This window comes from Streptomyces sp. CHD11, from assembly GCF_018638295.1.
Taxonomy (GTDB): Bacteria; Actinomycetota; Actinomycetes; order Streptomycetales; family Streptomycetaceae; genus Streptomyces.
Map to the genome: position 1 here is coordinate 45152 of NZ_JABTTS010000020.1, position 14149 is coordinate 59300.

At 71.6% G+C, this 14149-nt stretch carries 11 protein-coding genes; 4 read left to right on the plus strand and 7 right to left on the minus strand.

What is annotated here, in order from left to right:
• Positions 1-18: 18 nt before the first annotated feature.
• The gene (locus HTV45_RS20255) at positions 19-1539 is read left to right on the plus strand and encodes an NCS1 family nucleobase:cation symporter-1 (RefSeq protein ID WP_215207226.1); all 1521 of its coding nucleotides are present in this window, start codon (positions 19-21) and stop codon (positions 1537-1539) included.
• An 11-nt stretch (positions 1540-1550) separates the two neighbouring features.
• On the opposite strand, the gene HTV45_RS20260 is transcribed toward HTV45_RS20255, so the two are convergent.
• The 7 genes from HTV45_RS20260 to HTV45_RS20290 all read right to left on the minus strand — a co-directional run bounded on the left by HTV45_RS20260 (position 1551) and on the right by HTV45_RS20290 (position 10417).
• A complete protein-coding gene (locus HTV45_RS20260; protein ID WP_215207227.1) occupies positions 1551-2426 on the minus strand; it encodes a CAP domain-containing protein in 876 nt (291 codons plus the stop codon).
• A gap of 361 nt (positions 2427-2787) precedes the next feature.
• The gene (locus HTV45_RS20265; protein WP_215207228.1) at positions 2788-3450 is read right to left on the minus strand and encodes a hypothetical protein; all 663 of its coding nucleotides are present in this window, start codon (positions 3448-3450) and stop codon (positions 2788-2790) included.
• A 179-nt stretch (positions 3451-3629) separates the two neighbouring features.
• Positions 3630-4694: a lipoate--protein ligase family protein gene (locus HTV45_RS20270; RefSeq protein ID WP_215207229.1), complete on the minus strand. Its 1065-nt coding sequence runs from the start codon at positions 4692-4694 to the stop codon at positions 3630-3632.
• A 93-nt stretch (positions 4695-4787) separates the two neighbouring features.
• A complete protein-coding gene (locus HTV45_RS20275; protein ID WP_251692451.1) occupies positions 4788-5867 on the minus strand; it encodes an ABC transporter ATP-binding protein in 1080 nt (359 codons plus the stop codon).
• The gene (locus HTV45_RS20280; protein WP_215207230.1) at positions 5864-7837 is read right to left on the minus strand and encodes a dipeptide/oligopeptide/nickel ABC transporter permease/ATP-binding protein; all 1974 of its coding nucleotides are present in this window, start codon (positions 7835-7837) and stop codon (positions 5864-5866) included. Before HTV45_RS20280 ends, HTV45_RS20275 begins: the two co-directional genes overlap by 4 nt.
• Positions 7837-8787 carry an ABC transporter permease gene (locus HTV45_RS20285; protein ID WP_215207231.1) on the minus strand — a complete coding sequence of 317 codons (951 nt, stop codon included), beginning with the start codon at positions 8785-8787 and terminating at the stop codon, positions 7837-7839. Before HTV45_RS20285 ends, HTV45_RS20280 begins: the two co-directional genes overlap by 1 nt.
• A gap of 76 nt (positions 8788-8863) precedes the next feature.
• Positions 8864-10417, minus strand: a complete 1554-nt coding sequence (locus HTV45_RS20290) for an ABC transporter substrate-binding protein (RefSeq protein WP_215207281.1) — start codon at positions 10415-10417, stop codon at positions 8864-8866.
• Between the two features lie 211 nt (positions 10418-10628).
• On the opposite strand from HTV45_RS20290, the gene HTV45_RS20295 reads away from it, so the two are divergent.
• The 3 genes from HTV45_RS20295 to HTV45_RS20305 all read left to right on the plus strand — a co-directional run bounded on the left by HTV45_RS20295 (position 10629) and on the right by HTV45_RS20305 (position 14125).
• The gene (locus HTV45_RS20295) at positions 10629-11375 is read left to right on the plus strand and encodes a FadR/GntR family transcriptional regulator (RefSeq protein ID WP_308309719.1); all 747 of its coding nucleotides are present in this window, start codon (positions 10629-10631) and stop codon (positions 11373-11375) included.
• A gap of 216 nt (positions 11376-11591) precedes the next feature.
• Positions 11592-12614: an alpha/beta fold hydrolase gene (locus HTV45_RS20300; protein ID WP_215207232.1), complete on the plus strand. Its 1023-nt coding sequence runs from the start codon at positions 11592-11594 to the stop codon at positions 12612-12614.
• A 26-nt stretch (positions 12615-12640) separates the two neighbouring features.
• Positions 12641-14125, plus strand: coding sequence for an exo-alpha-sialidase (locus HTV45_RS20305; RefSeq protein WP_215207233.1), 1485 nt, complete (start codon positions 12641-12643; stop codon positions 14123-14125).
• Positions 14126-14149 lie beyond the last annotated feature (24 nt).

Sequence of the window (14149 nt, forward strand, 5' to 3'; positions counted from 1 at the left end):
CCGCCGAAGGACACGCCCATGACCGCGACCGTCCCGCCCACGCCGTCCGGCGAACCCATAACCGACCCGGCGGGACGCGTCGAGCTCCCACCGGGCACCGTCCTCACCGACGGCCGCTTCGTCAACGACGACCTGCTGCCCGTACCGCTGGCCCGCCGCCGCTGGACGACGTACAACTTCACCGCCCTGTGGGTGGGGATGGCACACAACATCCCCTCCTGGCTGCTCGCCTCCGGCCTGGTCGCACTGGGCATGGACTGGAAGCAGGCCGTGTTCACCATCGCGCTGGCCAACGTCATCGTGCTCGCGCCGATGCTGCTCACCGGTCACGCCGGACCCAAGTACGGCATCCCCTTCCCGGTGCTGGCCCGTGCCTCGTTCGGGCTGCGCGGCGCCAACCTGCCCGCGATGATCCGGGCCGCGGTGGCGTGCGCCTGGTTCGGCATCCAGACCTGGATCGGCGGCCAGGGCATCTTCGTCCTGCTCGGCAAGATGTTCGGCGGCTGGGCACAGGCGTCGGAGGTCGGCGGCCAGCCGTGGACGCTCTGGGTGTGCTTCGTCCTGTTCTGGGCGCTCGAACTGGCCATCATCTACCGGGGGATGGAGACCCTGCGCCGGTTCGAGAACTGGGCCGCGCCGTTCGTCATCGTCGGCGCGCTGGTGCTGCTCGCCTGGATCGCGAACAAGGCCGGCGGCCTCGGACCGCTGCTCGACCAGCCGTCACGGCTCGGCTGGGGAGCCGACTTCTGGCCGGTGTTCTTCCCCTCCCTCATGGGGATGATCGCCTTCTGGTCGACCCTGAGCCTGAACATCCCCGACTTCACCCGCTTCGGCGCGGGCCAGCGCGCCCAGGTCTGGGGCCAGACCCTCGGACTGCCCACCACCATGACGCTGTTCGCGCTGCTGTCCGTGTTCGTCACCTCCGGCAGCCAGGCGGTCTACGGTGTCCCGGTGTGGGACCCGGTCGCGCTCGCCGCCGAGACCGACAACGTCTTCGGGCTGCTCTTCGCCCTGGTGACGGTGCTCATCGCCACCATCTCCGTGAACATCGCCGCCAACGTGGTCTCCCCGGCGTACGACCTGGCCAACCTGGCACCGCGGCTCATCACCTTCCGCACCGGCGCGCTGATCACCGGCGTCGTCGGTGTGGTGATCATGCCGTGGAAGCTCACCGAGACACCCGAGCTGTACATCTTCACCTGGCTGGGTCTCGTCGGCGGGCTCCTCGGCACCGTCGCCGGCATCCTCATCGCCGACTACTGGATCGTCCGCCGCACCGCCCTGGACCTGCCCGACCTGTACACACCCGGCGGACGCTACTGGTACACGTCAGGCTGGAACCTGCGCGCGGTCGCCGCCTTCGTGGTCGGCGGCGTCCTCGCCGTGGGCGGCTCGCACTCGGCGCCCGGGAAGGGGCCCTTCCCGCAGGACGGACTGATCCCGTTCCTCAGGCCCCTCGCGGACTACGGCTGGGCGGTGGGTCTCGCGGCGTCGCTCGCGGTGTACGTCGCCCTGATGGCCGGGCGCCGCCGGGTGTGAGCCCCCGGCGTCTACCGGGCCGTGCCGAAGTCCTGGGTCCAGTAGGCGCCGGGCTGTGCCAGTCCGACCCCGATCTCCTCGAACGCGCAGTTGAGGATGTTCGCCTTGTGGCCGGGGCTGGTCATCCAGCCCTGCATCACCTGCTCGGGGGTGGAGTAGCCGTGGGCGACGTTCTCGCCGTAGGTGCTCCAGGCGTAGCCGGCGCGGGTGATGCGGTCACCGGGGTCGGATCCGTCGGAGCCGGTGTGCGACATGGTGCCGCTCGCGGCCATGTCCTCACTGTGCTTCCGTGCGGCCTCGCTCAGCGTGGCGTTCAGCTCGACCGGGGAACAACCCGCCTTGCCGCGCTCGGCGTTGACGAGTTCCACCACCCGGGCGACGGCGCCGGACGCGGCCGGTGGCGACGCGGTGGCGGTGGGAGCCGGGGCGGTGGTGGGGGGCTTCAAAGCGGATGTGCCGGGCTTCGGGGCGGCCACGGTGGGCTCCGGGGCGGTCTCGGTGGGCCGGGGTGCGGCCGTGGTCGGCTTCGGCGCTGTGGTGGGCCCGGAGGCGGGCGACCCGGGGGCCGTCTGCTCCGGCTTCCGCGACGGCTTGGCGCTGCCCGGCTTCGGCTTGCCCGGCTTCGAGGGGCCGGGGGTGGCGGCCGGGGTGTCCGACGGGACCGGGGAAGGGGCGCCGTGCTGTCGGCCGTTCCACTGGTGGTAGCGGCCGGGGCCGTCCCACCGGTCGTGGTCCACGGCCGGGGCGGTGCCGCCCCGGTTCTGCCGTTCACCGCCGCCGGGCCAGTCGGTACAGGCCATGGCGACCGAGGGTATGCCTATGACGCCGATGGCGACTGCCGCGACGACCGTCCTGCGGTACTGCTGCTGATGGCGGTGCTTTCCCATGTGTGACCTCACCCCTGCTGTCCGGAGGCTGGTCATTCTCGGGACGGCCCGGCGCCGGGCGCAAAGGGCACTCCTACTACTCCACCTCGTAGGCGGGCCGGGGTCTTGCGGCAGCCGGGAGGGCGTGCCGACCACGGGTGAGGGGCCTCCCGGGAAGGCCTGTCGCCTCGTCAGAAACGGGCGTGCGGCGAAGAGGCCGTGCCCCCCGGCCCTCCGCCGGCACACCGTCCGCGCCGCCCCCGCACCCGTCCGCGGCAAGCCGGACAAGTCCCTCATGTCGCCGGGGCCGGTCCTACTAAGCGACCCGCGCAGATCGGAAACCCGGTGTGACAGATGTCACGGAACCATCAATTCCGGTTGGCTACCGCGCGCTCACGAGGGCGGCCACGGCCTCCTTGGCGGCCTTGATCGCACCCTTGTTGATCTCCTCCGTGCCCGGCGCCTTCTTCGACTCGAAGTCGCTGCCGTTGTACGTCACGATCACCAGCGCGTTGGAGGCGCGCGCCAGTACCGTGCCCTCGCGTGTCTGCTGCTTGTCCTCGGTGGTGAGGTTCACGACGGAGTACGCCGCGTCCCCGAGCCCGGGGACCGGGCCCCCGCCGCTCTTCTCCTCCAGCCGTCCCTGGTACGACTCCTCCGCCGCCTCGTCCGACTTCAGCACCTCGTAGGACACGTCGAGCCAGCGGTACTCGTAACCCTTGAGCGCGTTCCACGAGCAGGTGCGGCGCAGTTTCGTGTCCGTGGACGCTATCTCCTTGCCCGCCGTCTTGGCGCCCGGAACAAGGGACTTGACGCTCTTCGCGGCGAGGCTGTCGCACGGCGCCGGCGCGGCGGCGTACGTCTTCACCGCGCGCGTCTCGGAAGGAGCGGACGCGGACTGGGTCTTCGTCTTCTCGGTCGTCCTGCTCTCGGCGGCCTGCGGCGCGGCCAGCGGGCCGGAGGACAGCGCCCAGCCCGCCGCGGCGAGGACGACCACCGGGGACAGGCGCGCGGTCAGGGCGATCGGCAGAGGAAAGGAACGCACGGCGCACTTCTCGTGGAGTTGGTGCGGAGGGGCCCGCACTGCGGACGGGACGCCAGTGTCACACGCATTGTTGTGGCGCGGAAGGGCCAACTCGCTCCGTAGGCGCGCGGTGACGGGGGCGTACCGTCCGCGGTGGCCGGTTGCCTCTGTTCCTCTGGGAAACAGGCGATTTGGGCGCGTCAGGGCACGCGCGCGGTCCACTCCGGCGAGGTGAACCTGGTCCGCGCGAGCTCCTGCGCGCGGGACAGTTCCCCGTCCGTCACCTTGCCCGCGGAGAGCCCGTAACGGGCCCGGAAGGAGTCGGTCATCCGCTCGATGACGGCCTCACGCGGCAGACCGGTCTGCCGGCGCAGCGGATCCACCCGCTTCTTCGCGCTCCTCGTTCCCTTGTCCGACATCTTCTCCCGCCCGATGCGCAGCACGTCGAGCATCTTGCCGGCGTCGATGTCGTAGGCCATCGTCACGTGGTGCAGTACCGCGCCGGGGCCGCCGTCCTGACCCACCATCCGCTTCTGCGCGGCTCCGGCGATCTTGCCCTGGTCGGTGGCGATGTCGTTCAGCGGCTGGTACCAGGCGCTGATGCCCATCTCGCCGAGCGCGCCGAGCACCCAGTCGTCGAGGTAGGCGTAGCTGTCCTGGAAGGACAGTCCCTGGACCAGCGACTCCGGCACCGACAGCGAGTACGTGATCGTGTTGCCCGGTTCCACGAACATCGCGCCGCCGCCGGAGATCCGGCGCACGACCTCGATGCCGTGCCGTTCGGCGCCCTCGGCGTCGACCTCGTTGTGCAGGGACTGGAAGCTTCCGATGATCACCGCCGGGGCGCCCCACTCCCACACCCGCAGTGTCGGCGGACGCCGGCCGGCGGCGACCTCGGCGGTCAGCACCTCGTCAAGGGCCATGTGCAGCGCGGGGGGCTGCGGGCCCTCGTGGACCAGCTGCCAGTCGTAGTCGGTCCAGTCCGTGGCATGAGCCAGTGCCCGGCGCACCGCGATGCCCACGCCCTCCGGGGTGAGCCCGTACATCACGGTCCCCACGGGCAGGGCCGCGTCGATACGGGCCGCCAGACCGGCGGCGTCGGTGTCGGCGGGGGTGCCGTCCAGGGCGCCGTTCACGGCGTCCAGCGCCTCGTCGGGTTCCAGGAAGAAGTCACCGGCCACGCGCGTCCGCCGCAGCACGCCGTCCTCCACGTCCACGTCCACGACGACCAGCTTGCCACCGGGGACCTTGTACTCACCGTGCACGGCTCCGCCTTTCGTCTCCGCCGCCGGTACCAACACCGGCGGGGGCGGGGATGTTCCCCGCCCCCGCTCCCGGCTCCCCGCACTTCTGGCAGGTCAGACGACGCGGACGGCCTCCGGCGGGTCCGTCGGCTGAGGGTGGACGCAGTGCCAGCGGTGGCCGTCCGGGCCGTCGGAGGCGGGCGGGAACGCGGTGGCGCAGTCGTCGTCCGCCTTCCAGCAGCGGGTGCGGAACGGGCAGCCCGACGGAGGGTTGGTCGCCGAGGGCACCGGGCCGTGCAGCACGATCCGGTCCGGACGCTCCAGCAGGCTGGGCGTGGCCGACAACAGGGCCTCGGTGTACGGGTGGCGGGAGCCGCCGGAGACCTGGGCGGCCCGGCCCTCCTCCACCACACGGCCGAGGTACAGCACCGCGATGCGGTCGGCCAGATAGCGCACCGTCTGCACGTCGTGGGAGATGAAGACCATGGCGAGGCCGAGCCGGGAGCGCAGATCCACGAGGAGGTTGAGGATCTGGGCGCGTACCGACACGTCCAGGGCGCTGGTGGGCTCGTCGGCGACGATCAGCTCCGGTTCCAGCGCCAGCGCGCGGGCGATCGCCACCCGCTGTCGCTGACCGCCGGAGAGCTGGCCGGGCAGCGCCCCCAGGGTGTGGCCGGGGAGGCCGACCAGGTCCAGCAACTCCTCGACGCGCCGCTCGCGTTCCGGCCGGGTGCCGCAGCCGTGCACGTCCAGCGGATCGCGCAGGATCCGGCGCACCGGCAGGCGCGGGTTGAGGGCGGTGGACGGGTCCTGGAAGATCACGCCGACACTCGACCCGAAGCGGCCGCGGCGTTCCGCGGCCGGCATCTCCCAGAGGTTCTGCCCCTTGAAGTGCACCTGGCCCTCGGTCGGGCGCTGGAGCCCGGTGACCACCCGGGCCAGGGTGGACTTGCCGCAGCCCGACTCCCCGACGAGTCCGAGGATCTCGCCGCGCCGGACCTCCAGCGAGGCGTCGGTCAGGGCGTGCACGGCGTCCCGGCGCAGGATGCCGCCGCTGCGTGCCTTGTGCCGGACATGGACGCGGTCGAGCCGGACGAGCGGGTCCGCGGAGCCGGCCGGTGTGTCCGCCGTGCCGTTGTGTCGGTCCGTCGTGGCGGCCGGCGGGTCCATGGTGGTGTCCTTCGGGGCGGTCATCGGGCACCTTCCAGCGACTTGGCCGACGGGCGCACGGGCGCCGGGTGGTGGCAGGCGAACAGGTGGTCCGGCGCACCGTCGCGGTCGGCGGCGGGCGGCGGGGTGGTGGCGCACAGCTCCGTGGCGGCGGCGCACCGGGAGGCGAACCGGCAGCCGGGGCCGAACGCCCTGGGCGCGGGCACCACGCCGCGGATCTGGTGCAGCCGCTCCGTGCCCGCCTCCAGCGAGACGACGGAGCCGAGCAGTCCCCGGCTGTAGTGGTGCGCCGGGTCGGTCAGCAGGGCGCGGGTGTCACCGGCCTCGGCGACCTGACCGGCGTACATCACCGCGACCCGGTGGGCGAGGTCGCCGACCAGGGCCAGGTCGTGGGAGACCAGGACCATGGCGAAGCCGAGTTCGTCGCGCAGCCTGATGAGCAGTTCGACGACCTGGGCCTGCACGGTCACGTCGAGCGCGGTGGTCGGTTCGTCGGCGATGAGCAGTCGCGGGCTGCGGGAGAGCGCCATGGCGATCAGTACGCGCTGGCGCTGTCCGCCGGAGAGCTCGTGCGGGTAGCTGCGCAGGGTGCGCTCGGGGGAGAGACCGACCAGTTCCAGCAGCTCGGCGGGGGTGCGGGTGCCGCCGCGTGAGGTGAGCCGCCGCAGCTGGGTGCCGATCAGCACCGACGGGTTCAGGGACGACATGGCGTCCTGGTAGACCATCGCGATCTCCGGACCCATCAGGGCCCGCCGCTCCTTCGGCGACAGCGTCAGCAGGTCGCGGCCGCGGTAGAGGATCTCCCCCTCGGCCTCGGCGTTGCGGGCCAGCAGACCCATGATCGCGAGGCTGGTGATGGACTTGCCGCAGCCGGACTCACCCACCAGGCCCAGCGTCTCGCCCTCGCGGACGGTGAAGGAGATGCCGTCGACCACGGGGATGTCGCCGTAGCGGTCGGGGAAGCGGATGGACAGGTCCCGGACGACCAGCAGGTCGGACGCGTCTTCGGCCAGCGGCGGGACGGCCGGCTCGGTCGCCTCGATCCGCGTGGCGAGCTCGGCGAGCGCGGCGTCCGCCGCGGCCCGGTCGGCGGCCGGCAGGGCGGCGGCGGTCTTCTCGGTGGTGTCGCCGCCGTCGGCGCGGGCCTTGTCCGGTGACGCGGCGGCGTCCGTCATGCCCTCCGACAGGACGTTCAGCGCGAGCACCGTGATCAGCAGGCACAGACCGGGGAAGAGGGTCGCCCACCAGCCGCCCGAGAGCAGGATCTGCCGTCCGTAGGCCAGCACGCTGCCCCAGCTGGGATCGGGGTCCTGCACCCCGGCGCCGATGAAGGACAGGCTCGCCTCGAAGATGATCGAGTCGGCGACCATCACGGTCGCGAAGACCAGGACCGGCGCGGCACAGTTGACGGCGACGTGCCGGGCGACGATGTAGTGGCGGCGGGCGCCGATGACCTGCTCGGCGGCGACGTAGTCCTCGCCGTACTGCTCCAGCACGTTGGCCCGTACGACGCGGGCGAGCGAGGGGGAGTAGACGAAGGCGATCGTGAAGATGATGACCGGGACGCTGGGCCCGAACACGGCCACGAGGACGGCGGCCAGGGCGATCGGCGGGAACGACATGATGACGTCCAGCGTGCGCATCACCGACTCGTCGGCGAACTTGCGCGAGGTGGCCGCCAGGGCGCCCAGGGACGAGCCGATGGCCAGCGCGAGGAGGGTCGCGCCGAAGCCGATGACGAGGGAGTAGCGGGCGCCGTGCACGACGCGGGCGAACACGTCGCGGCCGGCCCGGTCGGTGCCGAACCAGTGGTCGGCGCCGGGCGGCTGGGCCGGGACGCCGGTGGCGAGCGGGTCCTGGGTGAGCAGGGGCGCCAGGACCGCGCCGAGGACGACCACCAGGAGGATCCCGAAGGCGATCCGGGAGGGTACGGGCAGGCGGCGCAGGCGGGTGCCCGGCCTGAGCCGCTCGGCGAGGGAGCGTGGGGCGAACATCACACCGTCCTGATGCGCGGGTTGACGAGCAGGTAGAGCAGGTCGACGACGACGTTGACCACGAGGAAGGCGATGGCGATGGTGAGCACCGTGCCCTGGACCAGACCGACGTCGCCCCCGTTGACGCCCTCGAGGATCAGCTTGCCCATGCCGGGCAGGTCGAAGATCGCCTCGATGACGACGGCGCCGCTGAGCATGTAGCCCACCTTGACGCCGAGCACGGTCAGCGGGGTGATCAGGGAGTTCCGCAGCACCGACCGGATGATCATCGACGGCGGCAGGCCGCTGCCGCGGGCGGTGCGCACGTAGTCGCGGTCGAGTTCGGCGACCATCGAGGTGCGGATCAGCCGTGCCAGCGAGGAGGCGACCGGCAGGGCGAGGGCGATGGCCGGCAGCGTGAGGCTCTCCAGCCAGCCGGAGAAGGAGTCGGCGGGGTTGACGTAGCCGCCGGTCGGCAGGATCGGCATGTTCAGCGCGAACTGCTGGATCAGCAGGACACCCAGCCAGAACGAGGGCAGGGCGATGCCGACCATCGACAGCACCCGGAAGACCTGGTCGGGCCAGCGGTCGCGGCAGACGGCGCTGGTGACGCCGAGGACCAGGGCCAGCACGATGGCCAGCGAGAGGCCGAGGAGCGTCAGCTGGAAGGTGAGCGGGAAGGCTGTGGCGATCCGGTCGACCACGGGCTGGCTGGGTGCCACCGTGACACCGAGGTCTCCCCGCAGCAGATCACCGAGAAAGGCGAAGTACCGCACGGGCAGCGGGTCGTTCAGACCGTGCTCCTCGGCGAACGCGGCACGCGCCTCGGGACTCGCGCTGTCGCCGAGCGCGTTGTACGCGGGGTCGGCGGGGGAGAACTGCAGGACGACGAAGACCAGCAGGGCGATGCCAAGGATCATCACCGGCATCATCGCGACGCGGCGCAGCGTGAGCCGGAGAAAAGCGACCATCGTGAGGTTCCTAGCGATCGGGGCGGGGGCCGCCGCACGCGGCGGCGCGGCGGCCCGTCGGCGTGGGCGTGCGGGGTCAGGCGCGGCCGACGTCGATGAAGGAGAGACCGGTGGTGGGCAGCGGCTCGAACCCCGGCAGCGTCCCGTCGCGCCAGGCGGTGGGCAGCTTGCGGTGCAGTACCGGATACAGGGCCGCCTCGTCGGCGACCAGGTCGGTCACCCGGCCCCACAGCTCCTTGCGCTTCGCCTCGTCCGCCTCCGCCGCGGCCTTGTCCAGCAGCGAGGTGACCTGCTTGTAGGCGGAGTCGCCGGTCCAGCCGTAGCGCTTCTCCGGCCAGAAGCCGTAGTAGAACCAGCGCAGCAGCAGGTCGGCGTCGTTACCGAAGACGGACGGGTCGCCCGGCGCGGCCAGGGCGTCGAAGTCGCCCTGGTCGATCTTGGCGTACTGGGCGGCCGACTGCTGGATGTCGAGTCTGGCGTCGACGCCGACCGCCGCCCAGCTCTCCTTGATCAGCGGGGCGATGTCCTTGACCCAGCCGTTGTCGGTGAGCAGCAGCGTGAAGGAGAGCTTGCCCGCGCCCGCGTCGGCGAGCAGTTTCCTCGCCCTGTCCGGGTCGTGCCGGTAGACGGTGGCGGCCTTGTGGAAGTCGGGGTGCGTGGCCGGCACGTATCCGGTGGCCGCCTCCGCGTTGCCCAGCAGGGCGGTGGAGATGATCTTCTCGGTGTCGAGCGCGTAGTGCAGCGCCTGGCGCACCCGCTTGTCCGCGAAGCGCTTGTCCTTGGTGTTGAACATCAGGAAGAGCAGGCCGAAGGACTGGACGGACTCCACCTTGTCCTTGCCCGTGATGCCGTCGACGTCGATGTAGGGCACGTCCTCGATGGCCTGCACGCGCCCGGACTTGAGGGCGCTGACCCGGGCGGACGGGTCGGAGATCAGGCGCCAGACCATCTTCTCGGCCTTGGCGGGGTGGGGGCCGTTGTACCGGTCGTACGCCTCCATCACGATCTTGTCCTCGCGGACCGCGGACACGAAGCGGTACGGGCCCGAGCCGACCGGCTTGGCGTCGAAGGCCTTGGCGTCGGCGCCGGCGATCTTCTTCGGCACGATCCGCACCACGGCTATGCGGGAGGGGAAGAGCGCGAAGGCGTACTTCAGCCTGAACTCGACCGTCGACGCGTCGACCGCCTTCACCTGGTCGATGAAGGGCACGAACTGTGCCATCAGCGAGGCGTTCTCCGGGTCCAGGACCCGCTCGAAGCTGAACACCACGTCGTCCGCGGTCACCGGGGAACCGTCGTGGAAGGTGGCACCCTCGCGCAGGGTGGCCCGGTAGGTGGTCGCGTTGATCTTCTGCGGCATCGCGGTGGCCAGCGTGGGGCGGGCGACCAGGGTGGTGGGATCGAGATCCACCAGGCCTTCGAAGATGTGCATGTTGGCGGCGAACGGGGTCGCGCCGGAGGTGATCATGGGGTCGAAGCCCGTGGAGAGGGGGTAGGAGAGCCCGGCCTCGATGGTGTCGGTCCTGCCGCCGGAACCGCCGGAGCCGTCACCGGTGCTGCCCGGCCCGCCGCAGGCGGAGAGGCCCGCGGTGACCGCGGTCGCCACACCGAGGGCGCTGGTGTATCTCATGAAGGTGCGGCGGTCGACGCCGGCTGCGCTGCGCGGGGACAAGGGATCCTCCTGGCGGGGTGAATCATGACGGGCGAGGATACGGAATGGCTGGTTCTGTGCGACGGGCTGGCGCGAACGTACCCGGTCGCCTATGCATCAGACGTCTGATGTCTGATGCTTGATAGCGTGGGAACGTAGTCGGGCGAAGGAGAGGGGTCAAGAGGTGGCGGTGGGACAAAGGGCGATCCGGGGTGCGGTTCCGGAGCCCAAGGCGGCACGGCAACCGTTGCGGCAGGAAGTCGTCGACGGGATCAAGTCGTACATTCTGCGCAACGAGCTGCGCCCGGGGGACCCCTTGCCGACGGAGCCGGCCCTGTGCGAGGCGCTGGGTGCCAGCCGCTCCAGCGTGCGGGAGGCCATCCGGATCCTCACCGCGCTCGACATCGTCGAGGTGCGGCACGGCCACGGCACCTATGTCGGCCGGCTGAGCCTGTCCGCCCTGGTGGAGAGCCTGGCCTTCCGCGGCCTGCTCAGCCCCGACGACGACTTCCAGGTGATGAGTGATCTCGTCGAGGTGCGCGAGCTGTTCGAGCGCGGCATGGCGGAACGGATCGTGGAGTCCCTCAGTGACGAGCAGATCGACCGGCTCGCGGCGCTCGTGGACGAGATGCGCAGGGCGGGCGCCGGGGAGGGGCACGGCTTCGTCGAGGCCGATCGCGCCTTCCACACGCTGCTCGTCGCCCCGCTCGGCAACGACCTCATCGGGCAGCTCTCCACGGCGTTCTGGGACGTCTACGTGATCGTCGCCCCGCACCTCGACGTCTTCACGCACGAGCACGAGGCGACCACCATCGCCAACCACCAGCGCATCGTGGACGCGGTGCGCGACCGTGAGCCCGCCGAGTTCGCGGCCGCGCTCAGCGAGCACTACGCACCCGTCCGCAAGCGCATCGCGGAGGCGCGTTCCAGGCGCTGACCGGTTCCTCCGCGGCGCGGGCGGTCCCGTACCGGGGCCGCCCGCGCCGCGCTTCGCGGGGTGTCCCGGCGGGGTGTCCCGGCGGCGGGCGGACCACTTGACGGTCGACTTCCGGATCTCTAGGGTCCCAGGACAACAGACATCAGACGTCTGCTCTTAAATCGATCCGCTGCGCTGCGCCGCGCGCACGCCGCCTCACCCACCGGGGCCCTCTCCATGCCACTGACGGACCTCACCCTCGCCGAGTGCCTGGCCCTGCGGCCCGACCTCGACGAACCGGCCGACCTCGACGCGTTCTGGGACCGGACCCTGCGCACGGCCCGGGCGGCCGGCGGGACCTCCCGCTTCACCGCCGTGGACACCGGCCTGACCCAGGTGACGACCTACGACGTGACCGTGCCCGGCTTCGCGGGTGAGCCCGTACGGGGCTGGCTGCACCTGCCGGCGGGGGCGTCCGGCCCGCTCGGCTGCGTCGTGGAGTTCCTCGGCTACGGACGCGGTCGCGGCCTGCCGCACGAGCAGGTGCTCTGGGCGAACGCCGGCTACGCGCACTTCATCATGGACACCCGCGGCCAGGGCTGGTCCACCGCGGGAGGCGACACCCCCGACACGGTCTCACTGAACGGTGACGTCCCCGGCTTCCTGACCCGCGGCGTGGACAGCCCGGACAGCCACTACTACCGACGCGTGTACACCGACGCCGTGCGCCTCGTCGAGGCCGCCCGCGCCCATCCCTCGGTCGACCCCGACCGGGTGGTCGTGACCGGCCACAGCCAGGGCGGCGGCATCGCGCTCGCCGTCGCCGGTCTCGTCCCGGGCCTGGCGGGCGTCATGCCCGACACCCCGTTCCTGTGCGACATCCGCCGCGCGGCACTGATCGCCGGCGCCCCGCCCTACACCGAGATCGCGGAGTACCTGAGCCTGTACCGCGACCGCGCCGAGACCGTCTTCACCACCCTGTCCTACATCGACGCCGCCCTGCTGGCCTCCCGTGCCACGGCACCGTCACTGTTCTCCATCGCCATGATGGACGACATCTGCCCGCCCTCCACCTGCTTCGCCGCCTACCACCGCTACGGCGGCGACACGGGCCTGCGGGTCTACGAGTTCAACGGGCACGAGGGCGGCGGCGGCCACCACCGGCGCGAGCAACTCGCCTGGGTCCGAGCCCTGCTCACCTCGTCCCACGCTCTCGACGACCCAGCCGTCTCCACCCTGCACGATCCCCAACTCGCCTGACACCACTCCCGAGAAGAGGCCCGTTCATGCAGCGTAGAGTCACCCTGAGCGCCGCCACAGCGGGCGCCACCCTGGCGCTCCTGGTCGCCGGTACGCCCGCCGCGCACACGGCCGAGCAGCAGGGTGCCGCGGCCCCCGGCACCCTCACCTCGCAGAACATCGCCACCGCCGGCACCGGCTCCCCCTACTACCGCATCCCCGCCCTGACCCGCACCACCGAGGGCACCCTGATCGCCGCGTACGACGCCCGCCCCACCCTCGGCGACCTGCCCGGCAACCTGGGCGTGGTGCTCCGCCGCAGCACCGACGGCGGAGCCACCTGGCAGCCCCGGCAGGTGGTCCGCAAGGAAGCCGCCCCCAAGGGCTACGGCGACCCCAGCCTCCTCGTGGACCGGGAGACCGGCCGCATCTTCGTCTTCTACGCCGCCTCCGTGAACCAGGGCTTCTTCGGCTCCGCCACCGGCAACGACGAGAGTGACCCGGACGTCCTGCAGGCCGACTACAGCTACTCCGACGACGACGGCCTGACCTGGCGGCACGAGCGGATCACCGCCGAGATCAAGAACCCGGCCTGGGCCGGCATGTTCGCGGCCTCCGGCGAGGGCATCCAGCTGCGGCACGGCACCTACAAGGGCCGCCTGATCCAGCAGTACGCCATCCGCGACAACGGAGCCAACTACGCGGTCAGCGCGTACAGCGACGACCACGGCGCCACCTGGCGGATGGGCACCCCGGTCGGCCCCGGCGGCGACGAGAACAAGACCGTCGAACTCTCCGACGGCCGCGTCATGCTCAACAACCGCTCGACTCCCTACCGCACGGTCGCGTACTCCACCGACGGCGGTGTCACCTACACCCCGTTCCAGCAGGACAGGGAACTGCCCGACCCCGCCAACAACGGCTCGGTCATGCGTTTCGCACCGGACCTGCCCGCCACACACCCCCGGGCGAAGTGGCTGATGTTCAGCAACACGGCGACCACCAACAGCCGCAGCAACCTCACCGTCCGGCTCTCCTGCGACAACGGGCAGAACTGGCCGATCCGCAAGGCGGCCGAATCCGGCCCGGCCGCCTACTCCACGCTCACCCCGCTCGGCGACGGCACCCGTGGCAACGACCGGGTGGGCATGCTGTGGGAGCGCGCCAACTACCAGCACATCACCTACTCCTCCTTCGACCTGCAGTGGCTCGGCGGGGTCTGCGCGCCGGTCACCGTCACCCCGCCCGCCTCCCTGCCCGCCGGCAGGACCACCACCGTCACGGTCCGTGTCGTCAGCCAGAACGACGTCACCCTCCCCGGCGGCACGGTCTCCCTCTCCCTGCCGGCCGGCTGGAGCGCGCCGGCCGTCACGGTGCCCGCGCTCAACCCCGGCCAGGGCGCCAACATGAAGATCCCCGTCACCGTCCCGGCGAACGCCACCGCGGGCGCCGTGCCGACGACCGCCACCTACCTCGTGCGCGGGACCCAGCGGTCCTACGGTGACGGAACGCTCACCGTGACCACGTCCTAGCGTCCCGGCGCCGGGCCGCCCGCA

What these genes read in the sequence shown, in the direction of transcription:
- HTV45_RS20255 (WP_215207226.1), top strand. Translation starts at nt 19, where the DNA reads ATGACCGCGACCGTCCCGCCCACGCCGTCCGGCGAACCCATAACCGAC.
- HTV45_RS20260 (WP_215207227.1), bottom strand. Translation starts at nt 2,426, where the DNA reads ATGGGAAAGCACCGCCATCAGCAGCAGTACCGCAGGACGGTCGTCGCG.
- HTV45_RS20275 (WP_251692451.1), bottom strand. Translation starts at nt 5,867, where the DNA reads ATGACCGCCCCGAAGGACACCACCATGGACCCGCCGGCCGCCACGACG.
- HTV45_RS20280 (WP_215207230.1), bottom strand. Translation starts at nt 7,837, where the DNA reads ATGTTCGCCCCACGCTCCCTCGCCGAGCGGCTCAGGCCGGGCACCCGC.
- HTV45_RS20285 (WP_215207231.1), bottom strand. Translation starts at nt 8,787, where the DNA reads ATGGTCGCTTTTCTCCGGCTCACGCTGCGCCGCGTCGCGATGATGCCG.
- HTV45_RS20290 (WP_215207281.1), bottom strand. Translation starts at nt 10,417, where the DNA reads ATGAGATACACCAGCGCCCTCGGTGTGGCGACCGCGGTCACCGCGGGC.
- HTV45_RS20300 (WP_215207232.1), top strand. Translation starts at nt 11,592, where the DNA reads ATGCCACTGACGGACCTCACCCTCGCCGAGTGCCTGGCCCTGCGGCCC.
- HTV45_RS20305 (WP_215207233.1), top strand. Translation starts at nt 12,641, where the DNA reads ATGCAGCGTAGAGTCACCCTGAGCGCCGCCACAGCGGGCGCCACCCTG.